Below are 19,781 nucleotides of genomic sequence, written 5' to 3'. Positions count from 1 at the left end.
TTACGCCATGGGATCTCGGCTGTGTTCCCCCGCTTGTTCTGCAAATGATTCCTGTTCCGTTGCCTGTCTTACTGGATTGACATCCCCAATCATTTTCGGCCGTTTCTTCATCTTCCACCAAGGTACACGCACAAACAGGTCTTTCATATTGCTCGTATAGAAAGGTGCGAGCGGCATCATATAAGGAACGCCGAACGAATTCACAGATACTAATCGAACGAGGATGGGAACCAAGCCGGCCAAAACGCCGTATAATCCAAATAAACCCGCTAACAGCATGAGTCCAAATCTGAGCAAACGAACAGCCCCCGCCATATTGATCGCAGGTAGTACAAAGTTGCAGATAGCTGTGAATGAAACCACAATCACCATAGCTGCAGAAACCAATCCCGCCTGTACAGCAGCTTGTCCAAGAACCAATGCCCCAACGATAGAGATTGCAGGCCCTACGGCGCGCGGCATTCGTACTCCTGCTTCGCGAATAACCTCAAAGGTCAGCTCCATTAGCATTGCTTCAAGCAGGGCTGGCAATGGTGTATTCTCTCTCTGCGCAGCCAAAGTGATGAGCATTGTTGTAGGCAGCATTTCCTGGTGAAACGTTGTTGTTGCAATAAAGAATGAGGGTAATAGCAATGCCAAGAAAAAGGATGCCATTCGAACGATTCGAAGAAAAGATGCCAGATCATAACGTTGGTAGTAGTCTTCACTGGATGCGATGAACCGAAAAAAGGTTACAGGAGCAATCAATACAAATGGAGTCCCATCAACCAATATCGCTACTAACCCCTCAAGCAAGCTGCCTGCTACAGTATCCGGGCGCTCAGTGTTATATATGGTTGGAAAGGGGGTCCATACCCCATCTTGAATAAATTCCTCGATATATCCACTTTCGAGAATACTGTCCGTGTTAATGGAATCTAATCGTCTGGAGATTTCCTTAACCACCTCTGGATCTGCAATGCCTCGAATATATGCCACCGATACCTTCGTCTGCGTGTATGATCCGATAATTCGAGAATCAAAGTGGAGTTCAGTTGATTTGATCCTTCTCCGGAGGAGTGCGATATTGGTGGATATATCCTCTGTAAACCCCTCTTTAGGACCGCGAATTACTGTCTGCGATGTTGGCTCCTCAACCGCTCTTTTAGCCCCCCCGCTCATAGAAGCAGCAAAGGCCTTGGTGCTGCCTTCGACAAGGAGAACCACCTGTCCATAAAGAACGGCATGGATAAGTGCTTTCTCATTTTTAAGGCAAGTGATGCCCCCAATAGGAATACGATCCATCAACCAACTTTCAACATTACGATCGGAGAGATCCCCATTTCGAATACCTGCAGTAAGTTCCTCCAGCAGTGTCGTTAAAATTTGCTGATCAATCAGGCCTTGAAGAAAACCTACAGCGAGAACCGGATTGCCCTGTTTATCGTTCAAACAACGAAGAATGAAATCCGTGCTATGTCCTATTTCCTGCTTCAGCAAGGTCACGTTGTCCTTAAGCGTGCCACTCAGTTCCTTGGATAACTCAGTCGATTTTTTATCATTAACTGGTTCAGAGCTCGTGCCATTTTTAGATCGTGAAGGCTGCTTAAACAGCCATTTTTTTAACTTGTCAACCATAGCAATACAGTTCCCTTCTAGATAGCGGTTAACTGTAATATGTTGCTATTCCACGATTTATATGTACACACCTTCCAAAAGATGTTTTTATATCAATTTATTTCAACTATGTTTACAATAGTAGAAGCTTTTTTAGTGGCATACGGCAAAAATTGTTGGCCGGTATAGACACAGTCTAAGAGAAGGGCTTGCGGATGTCGTTTTTGTATTGGATGGATTCGTTGTAGCCAAAGACCTTCATTCAGAGTTTTTAAAAGATGAGTCATTTCGAATGGTGGTATCTCCAGATCATCTGCTGGCATCTCGTTCCTCATTGATTGATGATGACTTTCACAGAGAACAAATTTGGTTGCTTTACCATAGGATTTACCGGATATATCATTTTCTGCGCAAATGCTCTGGCATCGGGAAAAGTGGATTTTCACATCGTTGGCTGCTCTAATACATGTTGCAAAGAATGAATTAAAATCAAATGAAGCATCTGGCTCATAAGAGGAGCACTTGCGAAGTTATTTAAAGCACAAAAAAGTCCTCCGGAAATCACCATTTAAAGACATTCTTGCCAGATGTCATAAGGGGAGACGATATTATGGAAGCAAAACCCGCTGTAGAATAATATAGCTCTCAGTCTTAGTGAAATAACTATTAGAATGCCCCCAATAGAAAGAATCGGCAGCCATGGATAAGAAAATAAAATAAAATCCTAGACTGCCGATGTTCTATTGAACTCTCGTGTCCCTTAAGTTCAATCGCTTCCCTTTTCATAAAAGTTGTTGTGTAAAGCTTTCTGCCGTTTAAATCATGTCTTACTCCAAGTCACTTTGTAAAATTCTAATCTCCACCGAGTTCAATCGTTTTCGTGGCGACACGGTCATGAAATTCCCGATCATGTTCCACGAATACAATGGTCGGCGTGTACTCAAGCAACAGCTCCTCAATTTGCATCCGGGAAATCACGTCGATAAAGTTGAGCGGTTCGTCCCAAATATGCAGATGAGCCTCCTCACATAGGCTTCTCGCGATTAGAACCTTCTTCTTCTGCCCGCCGCTAAACGCCGATATATCCTTCTCAAACTGGATGCGGGCGAAATCTAGCTTACGTAACACGGCCTTAAATAAGCTTTCGTCAATTCTGTGCTCTGCTGCATAATCGGAAAGCGTTCCTCGCAGATGAGAAGTATTCTGGGATACATAGGAAACGCGAAGCTGCGGCTCCCGCTGAAACGTACCTGTATAATGTAGCGTCTCATCGTTCAGCAGGCGAAGCAAGCTAGACTTACCTGAACCATTTGGACCTGAAATTGCAATCCGATCTCCTGGTTCGATCGTCAGACAAATGTTCTTGCAAACCGCTCTTTCCCCGTAGTAAATCGTGACGTGATCCAGCATAGCCAGTTCCGATTTGGGATACACGAGCTGAGAGATCGCAAGGCTTTCTGACTGTTCGATATTTCGGAGCAATTTCGATTTTTCCTCTAAAGCGGCGTGTTGCCGCTGTTCGATGGATTTCGAGCGTTTCATCATTTTCGCTGCCTTATGCCCGACGTATCCCTTGTCAAGCTTGGAGCCGGAGTTTCGTGTGCCGTTCTTCGATTTTTCGGTCTCGAAAGACCAGCCGCTAGTACGTTTAGCAGAAGCAGATAAACGCTGTATGTCTTTGTACAGCTTTTCGTTTTGTGCCATTTCGAACGTATCTTGGCGAGTTTTGTTCGTCCACCAACTGGAGAAGTTGCCTTTTTGGATTTCGATATTCGTTTTGTTGATCGATAGAATATGATCCACGCAGCGGTCGAGAAAAGCCCGGTCGTGTGAAACAAGAATAAAACCGCGCTTCGTATTCAGATAATCGGCGACAAGCTTGCGTGCGTGCAAGTCGAGATGATTGGTCGGTTCGTCGATGAGCAGAAATCGATTGTCTTGGATGAATAGCACGGCCAGCAATACCTTCGTCTGTTCTCCTTGGGACAGCGATTCGAATGGCCTGTACAACACGTCTTCTGAAACCTTAAGCAGGTTCAGTTCGCGCATCAACTTCCAGCTCTCATAGCTTGGCACGATCTCTTCGACGACGTCTAAGGTCAAATACTCCGGGTGATCGACGGGAAACGGAAAATAATCAAAGGCGACTGGTGTGGAGATCGTACCGCTGTATTCGTATTTCTCCTGCAACAGGTTTAAGAACGTCGTTTTCCCCCGACCGTTTCGCCCCGTAAAGCCCAACTTCCAGTCTGTATCAATTTGAAAATGAACATTTTCGAATATGGGGTCATAGCTGCCTGGATAGGCAAAAGTAAGATTGGTTACCTGAATGGCGGGCATGGCAGTCATCCTTTCGTTTGGAAATAAAAAAGAGCCGCAAGAAAGGTGCTATCTTGCGACTCTAATCCATACGAGGAAATACGGCCCCATTTCAAGGGGCCGTATGACTGTCCGGAGAGGGAGCGCAAACGAAACGCAGACCTTTCTTGCAGAGATGAATAAAACGACCACAGCCGATCGCTGAGTCCGTTCTTTTCGTGATCTCAAAGCAAGAAAGTTCTACATGTATCCGTTCAACTCCCGTCATCAAATTACATCCAGTTTATCACAATAGTAATTTAACTACAACCTGCGTAGCCCTGTTAGGCTGAAGCCTCGCGTAGTTCGACATGCTCCTTAGATTGATTACTGTTATTTAACTATCCTGCTCGTTCGTATTAGGTTGATAACATATAGGTTTTTAAAATACCTAGCGTTATAGCAGCAGAACCAATTTAATATTTAAGTATGGAAGGTCTCTGATAACTCAGGGGCTTATTTTGCGTCTTGAGGAGGTGATGAAACCCATGGCAAAATAAAGTCAACATGGATATATACAACTGGATCTAACAAGACCAGTTGAAGAATTGACTGTTAGTCATTTCTGCTGTCATTGCTTCACAGCCAGCACACCGGAAAGAAAAATACTTAAAGGATTGTATATAGTATTGGGGGTGTTGCTCGCGCTGGTCATTATTGATTATGTGACCAGATTATTTGCCGCTGGCGCAGAAGGTAAGAAGGGAACCGGACCCGGCTTAAAAAGCAAGATTGGTCTTATCGGTATCGCTCGAGAGGTATTTATTTTTACAATAGTTGCTGTATCTCATCTAATCAATGGAGTCTTAGGCGATTCGCACCTTTTCCGGGATGCGGTCGCCTATTTTTATATGGCAAATGAACTGCTGTCCATTTTGGAGAATGGCGGCAGACTCGGCGCTCCTATCCCGCCTGTGATCCGACAGGCCGTAGAAGTTTTGAAAAGTAAAGGTGGTAAGGAAGGAGAGAAAGAGGATGCAACGACGAAACAGCCGTAATGCAAGAGGGATCGACGTATCCCGTTATCAAGGAAAGATTGATTGGAAGGCGGTCAAGGCAGATGGTATATCTTTTGCTTTTATTAACGCCAGCCAGGGGCAACGTTACGTTGATCCTACATTCACCACGAATGCAAAAGGAGCCAGAGCAGTCGGGGTATTGCCGGGTGCATACCACTTTTTAGATGCCACCACTGTTGAGGCAGCTAAAGCGGAAGCGCGGCATTTTGCCGAAGTATTGGAACAGGTAGGTGGTGGGAAAACGCTAGACTTGCCGCCTGTAATGGATTATGAAAATAATCCCGGTAACCTGTCCAAAACGCTTATTAGCGCTGTAGCTTTGGCTTTTCTTCTCGAACTGGAGCGACTTACAGGACGCAAGCCCATTGTCTATACAGGTAATGCATTTGCAGCGAATTTTAACGCCTCTTTGGGTGGTTACCCATTATGGATAGCTCGGTACAGTGATACTCGTGTCCCAAGCGACACAGTGACGTGGAAACGTTGGGATATTTGGCAATACAGCGACAGCGGCAAGGTAGCAGGGATAAAAGGGAACGTGGATATGAATGAGTATGATGGTACGGCGGACGAGCTGCGTGAACGTTTCACAAAGCGCCCTGAGCAGCCGGAGACAGTCACGTCCGGTACGTTCGTCGTAAATGGCAAACAGGTGTAGGGAAGACGCTGCTCTATAGTGGCAGGACGTATGTTCCGCTGCGTGTGCTTGCTACTGTGTTAGGCTTATCGTGTCATTGGGACACCAGTCTCAAGGTCGCTTATTTAAATGGAGCCAAGCTGCAATTTATCCAACTGGTCGAAGGAGTGGCATACGTGCAGCTCAGACCCGTTGCGGCGGCATACGGTGCTGTAGTGTCCTGGGATTCAAAAAATAAAATCGCATCGTTGAAAACGAAAGGGGAAAAGTAATCATGCAAACAATTATCGAAACTGTACAGCCTATGTAAATACCATTGTCACAGCCGCTGCGGGTGTGCTTACAGCATTTGTTTTAGGAGGTCTGAATTAAACTCAAGACTAAGGTTAACGTGTGGCTAGAAGCGCGTACAACGGCAGCACAACGTGAGGTAATCCATAAAGTAGCAGGAGAGGCTTTTGCATTTGCTCAGACTACGTTTAAAGATGCTGGTGGGGTTCATAAGATGCATGAGGCTTTACAGTATGCATCCTTACGGCTTACGGAACAGGGCATTGTGTATCGTCTACGGAGTTACAAGCAGCAATTGAGAAGGCATATCTGGAGTATAAGGCTAAAACAAAAGCGGTACTCGCTACTGAAGCACAGCCAAATGAGGAAGCGGCACAAGTAGCAGCTAAGGAAGCTGTATCGGATCTGGCTGCAAAGCTTAATGATTTCTTGGCACAGGCTAAGGCTGAGGTAATGCCAGACGCTCAGGTTCAATCTGCACCCGAGCCTATTTCTGCATCAGTAGATTCCGTACAAACTCCAGTCATTACGGAGTAAATCTAAAAAACTAATGCCCTGCTGGTTTCGGCTGGTGGGGCTTTTTTTGTTTTTGCTCATATAGGATGTACCCATAAGATTTGGTATGTAATATAAAAGCCCTCCATTTAAGGAAGGCTCTTGTTAAACGCTGAGCATGCAAATCATAAATCAATGTGATTTACTACGTCTTTTCAAAAAAATTACAAAAAGCATAACAAGCAGTATACAGAAAAATATTGCAAAAGCAATCACGATCCACCACTGAGGGTCAATTATATACAACACGACTCCGACAAGCAGGACTGTTGTTGTTATTGCAATTCTCACTTTCAACATTGTGCTTTTACTTATCCGAGGCTCCAATTTTCGTATTGTAATTTGAATTATTATAGCAAGTACAACGAAAAATATTGAAGTGAATGAATTATAGATAATATCAGTTCCCTTTACTCATTATGCCTATCTTGTACTCCGATGGGGGCTGTTAAAGATGGGAATTAAGAGTTGTTTGTGATGGAATATCCTGTACGCATCAAGTTAATCGTAATTCCTTTGCCCTTATCTTGGTTTTTAAGGATTTGTGCAATAAGCCCTGCTCCTGCCCCTATTACTGCGCCAAAAACACCCGATCAAATGACTGTTACTACCGAATAGACTAATCGGATACAATTTCAAAGTAAACACTAAAAGCTCTACTGGCCAAGCTAGTAAGAGAAGAGTGCTCAAAGGTGCGACTGGTGGGAGAAGTTGCGCAATAGGTTTAGTGATTGGAATCAGATAAAGAAAGCCGGAGAGAAAGCGTAAGCTTCTTTCCGGCTTTTTGGCATAGTTCAACAGAATGAGTACTTGTTCAGCAGTATGAAGTTATGGATAAAACCCTCTTCTTGTATGAAAATGGGGGTTTGAATTTTCGATGTGAAATCATAATAATATACGCCGCGTCTTTCTGCCTGATTTTTCTGAGAAGTGCTGCCCAAATAATAGACCCCCTTGCCGTCCGGGGACATATAGACAAATTGGCGGGATAAAAAGGGCAACTTTATTTTGGTGCGTTTACCTGTTGCAATATCAACCAGACTATACTCGGGATTGCCGTGATTAATGAAACGAGTGGTTATGAGGAGCAGCTTATCATTACTGCTGGACATTGAAGTTATTTTCTCTTTTTTTAGTGTGACGATAGAATGTGTGGAGAAGGTGGCGTAGGTGCTGATATCAGATACATAACCCCTAGTGATAACCGGGGAGCAGGATCATGGGTAAGTCATCAGTTAGAAAAGTATGCTCATGGAATCAAAGTGAGGTTTATCGTGAAATAAAAACAAGGACTCAACCAGTATAGAAGCTGGAATGAGTCCTTTTTAATACCCAATAAAAAATAAATATGCAAAAATATAGAACATATTTATAGATAAGCAAGTTTATGTTTAGACACATTTCCTCAATTAAATTATTCTTAGTTCTATCAAACATATTGGAGGATCATTTAATGAAGAAAGCATGTATAACGATTTTATTTTTAGTTCTTTTATCTTTACCCATATCGAATGTTTTTGCGGCTGAAGCAGAGTATTCAGAAAATCTGGTTCCGCATATGACAACTAACATTTTGCCATCTGGAGTAGCAAGCGCAAGTAATGAATATTCATATGCATATGAGGCGTTTAACAAGGAATTTGCGACAATTGCTAGTGCATGGACATCAAGTACAACTTCTGCTTGGTTAAGATATGATTTTCCTAAAGCCGAAGTTATTGAGCAATATGTTATATATCCACAGACAACGGCAACTGATCGTGCCCCTAAAGACTGGACTTTCGAAGGCTCAAATGATGGGGTTACTTGGAACGTGCTAGACACTCAGTCAAATATCAGTGGATGGGTAGATAGTACTCCAAAAAAATTCGCTTTCTCTAATTCTAATTCATACAAGGATTATAGAATTAATATTACAGGTAATAATGGAAGTCAGTATCTAGCTCTTAGCGAATTAGAGATGATGTCTAAGGTATCAAGTTCCACTCCTAACCCAGGAACAGAGGAACCGACTCCAAACGGGGATCGTACAATTCTGGTAGTTACCATGACAACTGGTTTGGAAAAGGAATTCGACCTAAGCATGAAAGAAGTCAATGACTTTATTGCCTGGTACGAAAGCAAGCAGGCTGGTTCTGGATCATCATCATATGCTATCAATAAGCACGATAACAATAAAGGCCCATTCAGTAGCCGTAAGGATTACATGCTATATGATCGTATCCTAACGTTTGAAGTAAGTGAATACTCTAAATAAATAAAAAGCTCTGCTAACCTTAATTGGTCGGCAGAGCTTTTAACGTTTCTAACAGGTCTGTGTTAGGCTGAATTATATTTCGTTTTAGCTTCTTCATATAATTTGCCGAGGTTACGAAACTCAATTGATGTCCTTTATCACGTTGAAAATATGTTTACTATTTAATATTTTTCGTATATATTAATATTTGGAAATTAGTCTTCATAAATTTTTCCTGCAAAACCAGATTAATTTAACAAAGGAGATTATTTTAATGAGTATTTCATTAAGAATAGAACGCAAATCCGGTGGTGAGCCAATTGAGTTTGTAAAAGGTGAAATCACTGGCTTTACTTATAAGAATAATAGTTCCATAAACCTTTCAGCTAAGTCTCCAAACTTGGCTCATTCGCTACATATTCGAAGCAAAATTCCGCTTCATTCGCTTCCTTCAGTTATAGACAATGCGGATAATTCCAACATGCTGTATACATGGGCAAATACAGAATATAAACCTGATAGTGAGGATTACTATCGCAAATGTAATATCCAAATCGTTAGAAATGAAAACACAATCCGAGATATTACGTTTACACACGCTTATGTAGTAAAGTATCAAGAACAGATTGATACCAGCAAAGAAATCCTTGAGTTTGAACTCGTTCTAAAACAAAAAGAAGATCAATTGGGAAAAATTCAATACAGTCCTCAGTTAGAACCTAAGGAAACAAGAGAAAAGGATCAGTCTGATGTCTCGCAAAAAGTACTGGAAGGTGCATATAGTAAGAATATGTTAGTGTATGTAGGAAATATTACTTTTCCGTTTGAAAATCCTATGGTAGAACTAGAAAAGACTTGGGTACGAGGCGTAGAGAAGGTAAAAGATTCGACAGATACTGTAATACATTATCCTGATCGTAAAGCATTTACATTAGTAGCTGTTCCTATAGCTCGAAAGAAGTACGGAGACATCACAGCCAATTTACTTCAACATTCACTTGATTACAAACCAGGACATTTACACTTTAACGAGTGGTCGTATGAGGCGCAGCAAATTAAAAAATCCAAAGAACATAATATGTATGTAATTGATAAAGCAGTACAAAAAGCTAACGACAAAAAAGTTAAAAGTTTTTCAAGTGATGGGTCTATTGCAATTGAAAGTGACAGAGATTTGTATAACGCTTTTCACAAAATGAAGTACAAAATAGATGGAACATATGTAAAAGGACAATGGGAAATTACTACAATATATTATGATAAATATAATTTTGAATATAATTTTAAACAAATGTTTACTGGGGACAACAAACTCGGTTGGGCTGCGGCCAATCTAACAAATTTAATGGAATCATGGGGAACACTCAATGAGTATACATCTTATGTTACAGTAACTGATACAAAAAAGGCTTGGAAGTGAGGTGTGAATTGCAGATGAAACGCAGATACAAGATTTACATCTTGATCTCTCTACTAGTTATAACTACTACTATAATTTTTCTAGCGAATTCTGGAGACGATACGATAAGGAAGTACCCATATGGCAAAGATACGTTAGAGTTTTTTGGAGATGGGACTTTTCAGATTTACAGGGGAGGAGGATCGGGTGATCCTCCAATACTATACACTCATCAAATTGAAGCTCCTAATTCAGTGATTGATAACGTTCTGTCTTATAAAATAGAAAAAAATATCGTATATGTGGTTGGTGAAAATAGCTTCATTAAATTGGATTCAAGTACCAACACATACGAACAAAAGAAACTGATTTCTGACTTTACTTCCAAAGATAGAGATATATTTAATGAATTAATGGAAAAATAGAAGCTATCATAAGTAAATGTGATAGCAAGGGAGCTTTAACTTGTTCACAAAGGTTAACTTAACATGCGCTTTAGTTGAGCTATTGTTATGTAAGTATTTTAAATTTATAAAGAATGGTTACCACCAGTGGTGATATTATGATTATTAAAATTGAAGGTTTCTTTTTCCAGAATTTGATTACTGGTCCCCTATGCACACAAGAAGAACTATATCAAAAGTATATACAAGCAAAAATGCTGAGTCTTAATATTAGAGATTTACCTGATATATTTTGTCGACTTCATAATTTTGATCGATTACGTTTTGAAGATGACACAGAGGTTGGTTTCGTGATTGATACAGATACGGACAGGATATATAGACCGATATATTGATGTTTAAAGCGATGTATTCGAAAGATATCTTCCCATCTCCTTTAATTACAAGTAATGAAGGACTCACATAACTGGCTACTATATTCGATTTTATAATCAAAGTCGATCACAACGAAAGTTAAATAAGTTGCCTCCGAAAGAATACCGAAAGCAGCTTATAGTCTAGTGTTATTTTTATTTACCTGCATGCCCTATCATAGAACGTATTTAAACATATATTAAGGTAACGACAAATAAAGGAGGTTAAAAGAGATGGGTGCCTATGAAAATACAGGTGGCGGCGGTGTATGGACTTCTACAGCGGCAATTTTAGTGCTCTTTATTCTCTTAGTTATCATCACTAAATCACTTTGGGTTTAGTTTGTAAAAAGAACTGTTGGAAAATATCACTTCACTCATGGATATTCAATAGTTGAGCCCATCGAGCGCATAAGCTATTTGGCAATAGCCACCGTATTCGCTTCTCTTTCGGCAAATACTTGGTGGATTCCTGCCATAATAGTTTTGCGCTTATTGTATTTCATTTTATCTTTTCAGTAGCGAGTCAAGACCACTGCTGGCTTATCAGGCTTCTGTTAGATAAAATTCTCAAAGAGATGGTAGGATGAAGGTTGAAGTAAACAAATGTAATTACAGCATCAAAAAACCAATATATCTAAAGAGTAATGTTACTTTTACCACAGTAGGTAAGGAGGCTACAGTGCTGCAAATTGATGCTAACTAGGGATAATGGAGCTTTAACTTCGAACAATTCAAACCGGGCATTGAATGTAATTATTAAAAATTTAACAGTGCATGGTGTAGCAACAACCGAGCCTGATAAAGTGCCAAGTTATGTTAGAATTACAAATTATGGTATTCTGTTGGAAGGTAGTAGCTATGTGAACGATAAGGTACTCTTTGAGAAAGAACATAGAGATTAAAAATACAAATATAGGGCTCCATATAAAAGGATTTTCCGACGTAACGGTACAGAATAGTGAATTTCACGACAACGGTGGGGGTTCTAAAAAATCTAGCTAAAGCCCATACATGTATTGTGACGATACGTGAGCTTTAGCTTTAACTAATTGCCCAAAAAGTACCAATAACTCACAATAATGACCTTGCCAGTACGAAATCACAACTAATACATATGGAGAAGTTAGTACCTAGCGTTTGAAAGTTAAGACTGTGAAACTGCTATTAACGGTCGGCAAACCGCTTGAAAACGATTGATCCACGCCGGATCGTAGCCTTTTCCACTGCTCTAAAGTCGGCTTGATTCCAAAAGTGTATTTAAGTAAGTGAATACTCTAAATAAATCGAAAAGCTCTGTTACCTTAATTGGTCGGCAGAGCTTTTAATTGTTCACGGTTTTTAAAATATATCCAGGTATTCTTTCTGGAATTTGATGAAATCTTGCACACTGTCGTGATAGGTAAATCTACCGCCATTTTTATCAATAATCCAGTTGATATTCTCGTCATTTAACAAAATTCCATACATGCAGTGATGAAGCAGTTCAATTTGCTTTTCATCCCTAATTCGGATCAAATGTTTTTCTTGTTCGATAATGAGGTACCATTTCGTTTCTGTTTCATCTACATCCGCATCCACATACAGTATTGATACCGATAAGGGGAATGGCCAGTCAAACCATTGTCCTCGCTTGTCTTCTCTATAACCTTCAAATGCCATGGTTATTCCCTCCTACTTGGATAATTTCCTGATTAGTTTAAATGTATCTAACGTGCTGCGATTGTACGCTTAATTAGGTTCTTGTCTATCCTACTGGCACAGGAATATCGCCCCCATATTCTTCTCCTTGGCTTCACGTACACCATCATAAACATCTGTAAAAGTTCAGTGTCACTTTGGCAACCGTCTAATTCCGCTATTGTTGCACAATAGTTGTATCCGCTTTTATCGTTCATTGTTCTGATCTGTACAGTATACGGAAAACGACAGGTAATAAAGAAGCTGAACGCTTTGTTACCCGATATCAAAACGCTATTACCAATACTGTACAATTATTCTACTGAGCAATGACGTGGTCCAACATGAAGGACTGGAGATAAAAACAGGTAGCAGTGTGATGGACATAAAGGCGCGTCTGCTGGTTTTGGAAGAGGGGACCACAAGAGCGATATACGCTCTATATTGTAATCATAGGGGGCTGGGATGGTGACCAAAAGATCATTACATTTTCTCGTATGGAATAGGCGCTGTATTAAACCTCCAATGATATGGAGCAAGGCTACACTCATGTCTTGAATGTATATTATTTCTGGAGGGTCAAAAGTGAAAACCCCTTATTCACAGTCCGTTTTGCGCCATAACCAAATTTTAATGTGGCTTTGTGTTCTTTCGTTTTTAAGTGTGTTAAATGAAATGGTTCTTAATATCTCTTTACCTGATATTGCTGATGAATTCAATAAAACACCTGCCATTACAAATTGGGTGAATACTGTCTTTATGCTAAGCTTTTCTATATGAACAGCTGTATACGGAAAGCTATCTGATCAGTTAGGTATTAAAAGGTTGCTCCTGTTTGGAATCATAGTGAATTGCATAGGATCATTAATTGGATTTGTGGGACATACTTTTTTTCCAACACTTATCTTGGGGCGATTTATACAAGGGATTGGTGCAGCTGCATTTCCTTCACTTGTGATGGTCGTAGTTGCTCGCTATATCCCAAAAGAAAACAGGGGAAAGGCATATGGCCTCATCGGGTCTATCGTAGCAATGGGTGAAGGGATAGGACCGGCTATTGGTGGGATGATTGCTCATTATATTCATTGGCTTATTTACTGCTTCTTCCTGTTTTAACGTTTGTAACTGTTCCCTTCCTGATAAAATTATTGAAAAAGGAAGTCATTTCAAAGGGCTCGTTTGACATTGCAGGAATCGTGCTTATATCTCTAGGTATTGTATTGTTTATGTTGTATACAACTTCTTACAGAATTTCTTTTCTGGTGATAAGTGTTCTATTTTTCTTGATCTTTTTAAAACATATCAGACAAGTAACCAATTCTTTTGTTGATCCTTCATTGGGGAAAAATACTGCATTTATGATAGGAATCCTTTGTGGCGGGCTTATGTTTGGTACCGTAGCTGGATTTGTTTCTATGGTCCCTTATATGATGAAAGACGTTCACCACTTAAGTACCGCAATGATTGGCAGTGGAATTATTTTTCCTGGAACGATGAGTGTTATTTTCTTTGGTTTTCTTGGAGGAGCACTTGTTGATAAGAAAGGTTCCTTACATGTGCTAGCAGTCGGCGTTGCATTTCTTGCCGTCAGTTTTTTGGTAGCTGCTTTCTTTATTGAAATGACACCTTGGCTGATGTCTATTATTCTAGTCTTTGTTTTCGGTGGTCTTTCTTTTATTAAAACAGTAATATCCACTATTGTTTCAAGTAGTTTAAAACAAGAAGAAGCTGGCGCAGGAATGAGCTTGCTTAATTTTATAAGCTTTTTATCAGAAGGAACGGGGATTTCAGTTGTAGGAGGCTTATTGTCAATACGTCTTATTCATCAAAAATTTATACCAATCATTAATTTTCCATCTGCTTATTTATATAGCAATATGTTATTGATTTTTTCAGTGGTCATTATAATTAGCGGGATTTTATCTGTTATTGTATATAAACGTTCAGTTTCAGATTCCTGATAAGAGCAAAAAAGGATTACATGCTGAAAATGATCTCATCCTCACGTTTGAAGTAAGTGAATACTCTAAAAATAAATCAAAAGCTCTGCTAACCTTCATTGGTCGGCAGAGTTTTGTGTGCTGATCAGTTTGATTTTACTAGATACGGGAAAAGTAGCAATGCAAAGTGTGCGTACAAGATAGTATTGTTTTTAAATTCGGCCTTATTACAGAAGGATAGGCTAATTTGAATACTTAAACTTATAATACCAAAAAATCGCTTTCTCATGGGCTGTGGAAAAATTAGAATATAGCATAGTATCAACTCCGCCGATTACAAAGTTATTTTTAGCATAGAATTGACAAGCTAAAATATTCACATCCTGTGTTTCAAGCATAAGGCCAACAAGATTATTCTGCTTAGCCCACTCGGTTGCTTTACTCAATAAGGCTGCTCCGATTCCCTTGTGTCTCCAGTCTTTAGCGACGGCAATATCCTCAATTAGAGCATAGCCATTCCAATTAGTACAAAGTTTAATTTTCCCAACACAGTCGTCCTCATCATAATATAAAAAAATAGATTTTCCTTGTTCATTAATATAACTGATATCGACGTCATCATCCTCATACTGTTTAAAATATGGTTCGGGAAAACTTTCTTCTATATATGACCAAATGTTGTTCTCGTATTTAGGTATAATTTTTCCTGACACAATAAAGCTGTTATTCTCATTTGACTTTTTAAAATCCCCCATATTTGAAAGTGACATTTTAATTATCATGGCTTGTCTCCTTCTGGTTTAATTTCTCTATGCACATTATTCTAAAAGAGAACCACTTTTTCCTGTCTGTTAGATTTATAAAAGAGTAAAATAGTAGCGACTGTTCAACTATGTGTGATATTTACGATCTCGTCCGCTTGCTTAAACGATTCATAGCAGTAGTTAGGTGTGCTGCTTAACACAAAAAAGCAGGAAGAATTTCTCCCGCTTTTTGCATGAAAACGATTATTAACGTCTGCGTTGTCTATCGTTTACGCTAAACAAATTAACAGCCAGTGCGTTACCTCTTGCACGCGCAGTGGCTCTTTGATTGGAACGGATGTTCAATCTTCTTCTTCTTAAATCACGTCTGCAATGTCTTCTGCTCATAATATCACCTCCCTTCAAGAAATGAAGGTGCGGTTGAATCTTAGTGGCGTTTATGCTTACGCTTGGAAATTTTGATATTCAAGGCATTGGTTGCTAGTGCATTTCCGCTTCCTGTTTTAGCAGCTGCGGCTTGAAAGACTTTAACGACCAGATATCTGTTTTTCCCGATGCGATGCTTATACGTTTTAACTCTATTTCTGATCATCTGCATATCTCCTTTGCTTAGTTCTGCTATATATATATGTCAATTGTGATAGTAATGTATCAGCATAAATCTATTAGAAGCAAAAAGAAGCTAGTACCTATATCCCTAAAGGTTAACAAAAAAACTCATGCGAACCTGTCTTCGCCTTTTCAACTTTACGTTGCAGGAGATTTTACAGGCAGGTCGGCATGAGTCTAATGTGTAGAATAAAGATAATATGCAGTTTGTATGAAAATTATTTACTATTAAGGGTGTTAAGTTTTTTTTCGTAGTACGCCTCTTGGGCAAAAATATGATTCAGTTGTTCTGAGAGCTGTTTATATTCTTGGCTGGCCTCTGGGTAATTATTTCTTTCGGAAATTACAGCTTCAAGTTGCTTTTCTAAATACCTGAAATGGATGAGTATTTGTAAGTACTGAATACGATCGTAGGTTGTTATGTGTGATTTCTCTTCTGCATACAAATGATCCATTGTTGGAACTGCACAGCTTACGACGATAAATATCATAACAAACGCTGAAATTATTATTTTTTTCATTTAATTCCTCCTACAGAGCTATGAGTAATTAATATACCATATTTAGCTAAAAGAAAGAAAGATCTATTAGTTTTGCCCACAACAGTATAGCTGTTCAAGATCAGTGGGGGATTTTTGAGACGATGAGGCTGATTTTATAGTAGATACAATAGGAATAGGTTGCTAAAAGGAAAGAATAGTTGTGAGATACATAATAAGCATAATAACAATACAAAACCGGCTTGCCCTAGGCAGCCGGTTTTGTATTAGGGGATAGAATAACGGGGAAGGAAGAACGAGAAATCAGTGGAAGTCCCGGAAGAGTCCTACAACTTTGCCCAAAATACTGACGTGTGTCAGACGAAGCGGTTCAAAGGCTGGATTTTCAGGTTGAAGCCGGATATGATCTTTTTCTTTGTAGAAGGTTTTAACTGTAGCTTCGTCTTCATCTGTCATAGCTACAACAATATCGCCATTATCAGCGGTCTGCTGCTGACGTACGATTACATAGTCTCCGTTAGCAATCCCAGCCTCAATCATGCTTTCGCCTACAACAGATAACATGAATATTTTATCCTCACCAACAAAGTGTTGGGGAAGAGGAAAGTAATCTTCAATATTTTCTGTCGCCGTAATAGGAAGACCAGCGGTTACTTTGCCGACGACGGGGACACGACTAATGGAGTAATTAATCAAGTTGCTGTTATCCGATTCGTCTTGACCGAGTAACTCAATAGCCCGTGGTTTTGTAGGATCGCGGCGAATGAGTCCTTTTTTCTCTAAACGATCCAAATGACCGTGAACCGTAGAACTGGAGGCCAATCCGACAGCCTCGCCTATTTCGCGTACAGAAGGGGGGTATCCCTTTAGACGCACTTCATTGCGGATAAATTCAAGAATGGCCTGCTGGCGGCTCGAAATCTTAGACATACCGTATCAACCCCATTTAGTAACGTTTGGGAAAATTATAGCATAGAACCTCCGTTCGTACAAACATAAGTTCTAAATAATCCCTAAAAAAATTGCGAACTTTTGTTCTCTTTTCTATTGAACAAAACAAACGTTCGTGTTATATTGTGAAAACATAAGAACAAACGTTTGGAGGACACAACCATGATGAAATATAGCACCTATCAAAGTATTTTTCCAATGAATATAGAAAATTTACAGGAGACCCGAAAAGAGGGTAGGGCGCGTTTTATGCAGATTATTACCCATACTCTTTTACTTAAGCTTCTTATTATAGTGATTGTTGCTTGGATTGCAGGAGCAGGTGTACTTACGGTTTTCGCGGCTCCTTCAGCTTCCAAGGAAGAAGTGACTAAACTGACAGTACAACCTGGGGATACGTTGTGGCAGATTGCCTCGAATCATAAACCGGAACGAATGGATACACGGGTATATATAGAAGGAATTGTGCGGATTAACGGTTTAGAGGATCGGGGAGTGCAGGCAGGTCAGGTACTCAAGCTTCCTGACTTATGATCAATAGACTATTAGAGCTTGTCAGGGAGCGTAATGCGGGAGCCTTGACAAGCTCTTTTCTACATGTCAAAGTGTATTATATCTTTGCTTTTATGGAGGGGACACAATTTGGATATAGACAGCTTGGTACAGCGCATTAATGAATTAGCGCGCAAAGCAAAATCCGAGGGATTAACAGAAGAGGAAACCACAGAACGTGCCAATCTTCGGGAAATTTATTTAGGTAACATTCGCCGTAATTTTCGGCAGCAGCTAGAAACGATTGAATTTGTGGACGATGATACATCGAAGGGAAATGACGGGCTGAAGCATTAATGTTGTTAAAGCGGCCAAGCCTGCAATTTGCCTTTTGTTTTAGGTACCTCTCATGGTATCTATATAGATCAGCTTTGAGGCAATTGTTTTAATGTAATATATCTGGGAAGGAATTGAGAGATGGCCCGATCATTTGAAAGAAAAGTACGCAAAAACACAGCGCATTTAAATAAATCGCGCAAAAAGCAAGGTATTCAAACCATTAGCGGCGCAGGTTCTGCAATGGATATTTTTCGTGGCCGTAATATTACTGTGCCAATTATGCTGGCTGGTCTTTCTGTATTGTACATGCTGATGAGTTACTTTTTGACTAAGACCGGTATGCGAGGGATGGATTGGCTTGTATTCGGCCTGTACTTGATGCTGGCTGTTATCTTTTTTATCCGTCGTCCTTATCTGAAAGTGGGAAAGGATACTCTCTATATGCTGAAAGGTGGTAGAGAACGTCCAATGACGGCAGGGGACATGAAAGCCATCAAGATTGAAAAGGGTTACGTAACCGTTGAAAGAAAAGGTAAGGGTGGTAATTTTATTTTCACAAAATCATTAGGTCGCTATGACACGGATGCCATTGCAGAGCGACTTGAGAAGTTTGCGCTATCCAATCAGATACAGGTTGACAAGAAATAACTGATTTAGCCTGTAGCTCTGTAACAAAGGCCGTATGATGTTATTTCATATAACATGCTGCGGCCGCTTGCTTAATATGGGCACACATAACGATTCAAATGCTTAATCAAGCAAATAGGCGTACATATACTGTGGAAAGAGAGTGGATAATTCAGATGACGATTCAAGCGGTAATGTTTGATCTTGATGATACCCTTTTGTGGGATGAACGTAGTGTAGAAGAGGCATTTGATGCAGCGTGTCAAACAGGCTCCCGTGAAGCAGGTGTTGATCCAAAAGCTCTGGAGGAAGCCGTACGTAAAGAAGCACGCGCTTTGTATGAATCCTATGAAACCTTTAGTTTTACTCAAATGATCGGCATTAATCCGTTTGAAGGATTGTGGGCGAATTTTACAGCAGGTGAGCAACCTGAATTCCGTCAATTGGAACAGTTGGCCCCTGTTTATCGAAAGGAATCATGGCGCAGAGGACTCCAGCAACTAGGGATAGATAATGAGAAGTTGGCGGAAAAGCTGGCTACCCAATTTGCTTCGGAAAGACGCGCACGTCCCCATGTATATGAAGAAACGTTTGAAATTCTAGAACAATTGAAGGGACAATACAAGCTGTTATTATTGACAAACGGTTCCCCTGATTTACAACAGGAGAAACTGGATGGAGTTCCTCAATTAGCTCCTTTCTTTGATCATGTGGTCATTTCAGGTTCATTTGGTCGAGGCAAGCCGGATCCGTCTATATTCCAGCATGCGTTGGGGCTTCTTGGTATTGAGCCTGAACATGCTTTAATGGTAGGAGATAAGCTGACGACTGATATTCAAGGAGCGTTGGCAGCAGGTGTTCACTCGGTGTGGGTGAACCGAAACGCCAAAACCAATACCACAGAGATCAAGCCGAAGTTTCAAATCAAGCATCTGTCTGAATTGGATGGAATTATTCAGTCGTTAAAGTAA

General features: G+C 40.2%; 19 protein-coding genes and 3 pseudogenes. 13 read left to right on the top strand and 9 right to left on the bottom strand.

The window, feature by feature from the left end; genetic code table 11:
* Both MKX46_RS03715 and abc-f read right to left on the bottom strand, forming a co-directional pair.
* Positions 1 to 1,617 (bottom strand): spore germination protein, encoded by a 1,617-nt coding sequence (locus MKX46_RS03715; RefSeq protein ID WP_029517851.1) that lies wholly within the window; start codon positions 1,615 to 1,617, stop codon positions 1 to 3.
* Positions 1,618 to 2,448: 831 nt separating this feature from the next.
* Entirely contained in the window at positions 2,449 to 3,936 is a 1,488-nt protein-coding gene (gene abc-f, locus MKX46_RS03710; RefSeq protein WP_318627228.1) for a ribosomal protection-like ABC-F family protein, read from the bottom strand.
* Between the two features lie 623 nt (positions 3,937 to 4,559).
* Here abc-f and MKX46_RS03705 point away from each other — a divergent pair.
* Positions 4,560 to 4,952, top strand: coding sequence for a phage holin family protein (locus MKX46_RS03705; RefSeq protein ID WP_238794834.1), 393 nt, complete (start codon positions 4,560 to 4,562; stop codon positions 4,950 to 4,952).
* Positions 4,930 to 5,882 (top strand): annotated as a pseudogene (locus tag MKX46_RS03700) (GH25 family lysozyme). The gene MKX46_RS03705 and the pseudogene MKX46_RS03700 overlap by 23 nt, the downstream one beginning before the upstream one ends.
* Before the next feature lie 1,368 nt (positions 5,883 to 7,250).
* Here MKX46_RS03700 and MKX46_RS03690 read toward each other — a convergent pair.
* A complete protein-coding gene (locus tag MKX46_RS03690) occupies positions 7,251 to 7,568 on the bottom strand; it encodes a hypothetical protein (RefSeq protein WP_318627230.1) in 318 nt (105 codons plus the stop codon).
* 36 nt (positions 7,569 to 7,604) lie between these two features.
* Between MKX46_RS03690 and MKX46_RS03685 the strand changes: the two are divergent.
* The 6 genes and pseudogenes from MKX46_RS03685 to MKX46_RS03665 all read left to right on the top strand — a co-directional run.
* Positions 7,605 to 7,739 (top strand): annotated as a pseudogene (locus MKX46_RS03685) (NucA/NucB deoxyribonuclease domain-containing protein); the annotation flags it as partial.
* 170 nt (positions 7,740 to 7,909) lie between these two features.
* On the top strand, positions 7,910 to 8,713 hold the full coding sequence (locus MKX46_RS03680; RefSeq protein WP_341070924.1) for a discoidin domain-containing protein: 804 nt from the start codon (positions 7,910 to 7,912) through the stop codon (positions 8,711 to 8,713).
* Positions 8,714 to 8,966: 253 nt separating this feature from the next.
* On the top strand, positions 8,967 to 10,112 hold the full coding sequence (locus MKX46_RS03675; RefSeq protein WP_341070923.1) for a hypothetical protein: 1,146 nt from the start codon (positions 8,967 to 8,969) through the stop codon (positions 10,110 to 10,112).
* Positions 10,113 to 10,126: 14 nt separating this feature from the next.
* Complete coding sequence (locus MKX46_RS03670; RefSeq protein WP_029517406.1) at positions 10,127 to 10,516, top strand: hypothetical protein; 390 nt, start codon at positions 10,127 to 10,129, stop codon at positions 10,514 to 10,516.
* A gap of 441 nt (positions 10,517 to 10,957) precedes the next feature.
* A complete protein-coding gene (locus MKX46_RS25550; protein WP_416145682.1) occupies positions 10,958 to 11,056 on the top strand; it encodes an IS3 family transposase in 99 nt (32 codons plus the stop codon).
* Between the two features lie 86 nt (positions 11,057 to 11,142).
* On the top strand, positions 11,143 to 11,250 hold the full coding sequence (locus MKX46_RS03665) for a sporulation protein YjcZ (protein ID WP_080658622.1): 108 nt from the start codon (positions 11,143 to 11,145) through the stop codon (positions 11,248 to 11,250).
* A gap of 999 nt (positions 11,251 to 12,249) precedes the next feature.
* Here MKX46_RS03665 and MKX46_RS03660 read toward each other — a convergent pair.
* Positions 12,250 to 12,570, bottom strand: a complete 321-nt coding sequence (locus MKX46_RS03660) for a hypothetical protein (RefSeq protein ID WP_029517409.1) — start codon at positions 12,568 to 12,570, stop codon at positions 12,250 to 12,252.
* A gap of 603 nt (positions 12,571 to 13,173) precedes the next feature.
* Here MKX46_RS03660 and tet point away from each other — a divergent pair.
* Positions 13,174 to 14,549 (top strand): annotated as a pseudogene (tet, locus tag MKX46_RS03655) (Tet(L)/Tet(K)/Tet(45) family tetracycline efflux MFS transporter).
* A 221-nt stretch (positions 14,550 to 14,770) separates the two neighbouring features.
* On the opposite strand, the gene MKX46_RS03650 reads toward tet, so the two are convergent.
* The 5 genes from MKX46_RS03650 to lexA all read right to left on the bottom strand — a co-directional run bounded on the left by MKX46_RS03650 (position 14,771) and on the right by lexA (position 17,331).
* A complete protein-coding gene (locus MKX46_RS03650) occupies positions 14,771 to 15,310 on the bottom strand; it encodes a GNAT family N-acetyltransferase (RefSeq protein WP_341070922.1) in 540 nt (179 codons plus the stop codon).
* A gap of 228 nt (positions 15,311 to 15,538) precedes the next feature.
* A complete protein-coding gene (locus MKX46_RS03645) occupies positions 15,539 to 15,679 on the bottom strand; it encodes a hypothetical protein (RefSeq protein ID WP_165146693.1) in 141 nt (46 codons plus the stop codon).
* 40 nt (positions 15,680 to 15,719) lie between these two features.
* Positions 15,720 to 15,884 carry a hypothetical protein gene (locus tag MKX46_RS03640; RefSeq protein WP_013310546.1) on the bottom strand — a complete coding sequence of 55 codons (165 nt, stop codon included), beginning with the start codon at positions 15,882 to 15,884 and terminating at the stop codon, positions 15,720 to 15,722.
* Positions 15,885 to 16,119: 235 nt separating this feature from the next.
* Positions 16,120 to 16,422: a hypothetical protein gene (locus tag MKX46_RS03635; RefSeq protein ID WP_341070921.1), complete on the bottom strand. Its 303-nt coding sequence runs from the start codon at positions 16,420 to 16,422 to the stop codon at positions 16,120 to 16,122.
* A gap of 282 nt (positions 16,423 to 16,704) precedes the next feature.
* Entirely contained in the window at positions 16,705 to 17,331 is a 627-nt protein-coding gene (gene lexA, locus MKX46_RS03630) for a transcriptional repressor LexA (RefSeq protein ID WP_013310545.1), read from the bottom strand.
* Positions 17,332 to 17,517: 186 nt separating this feature from the next.
* Between lexA and MKX46_RS03625 the strand changes: the two genes are divergently transcribed.
* The 4 genes from MKX46_RS03625 to MKX46_RS03610 all read left to right on the top strand — a co-directional run bounded on the left by MKX46_RS03625 (position 17,518) and on the right by MKX46_RS03610 (position 19,781).
* Complete coding sequence (locus MKX46_RS03625) at positions 17,518 to 17,886, top strand: LysM peptidoglycan-binding domain-containing protein (RefSeq protein WP_341071896.1); 369 nt, start codon at positions 17,518 to 17,520, stop codon at positions 17,884 to 17,886.
* 108 nt (positions 17,887 to 17,994) lie between these two features.
* The gene (locus MKX46_RS03620; RefSeq protein ID WP_029517413.1) at positions 17,995 to 18,201 is read left to right on the top strand and encodes a DUF896 domain-containing protein; all 207 of its coding nucleotides are present in this window, start codon (positions 17,995 to 17,997) and stop codon (positions 18,199 to 18,201) included.
* Positions 18,202 to 18,321: 120 nt separating this feature from the next.
* Positions 18,322 to 18,831, top strand: coding sequence for a hypothetical protein (locus tag MKX46_RS03615; protein ID WP_025724118.1), 510 nt, complete (start codon positions 18,322 to 18,324; stop codon positions 18,829 to 18,831).
* A 155-nt stretch (positions 18,832 to 18,986) separates the two neighbouring features.
* Entirely contained in the window at positions 18,987 to 19,781 is a 795-nt protein-coding gene (locus MKX46_RS03610; protein ID WP_029517414.1) for an HAD family hydrolase, read from the top strand.

Source organism: Paenibacillus sp. FSL P4-0113, from assembly GCF_038009305.1.
Lineage (GTDB): Bacteria > Bacillota > Bacilli > Paenibacillales > Paenibacillaceae > Paenibacillus > Paenibacillus polymyxa_D.
Note: the sequence above shows the minus strand (reverse complement) of the source record. Positions and strands in the feature narration are given on the sequence as shown.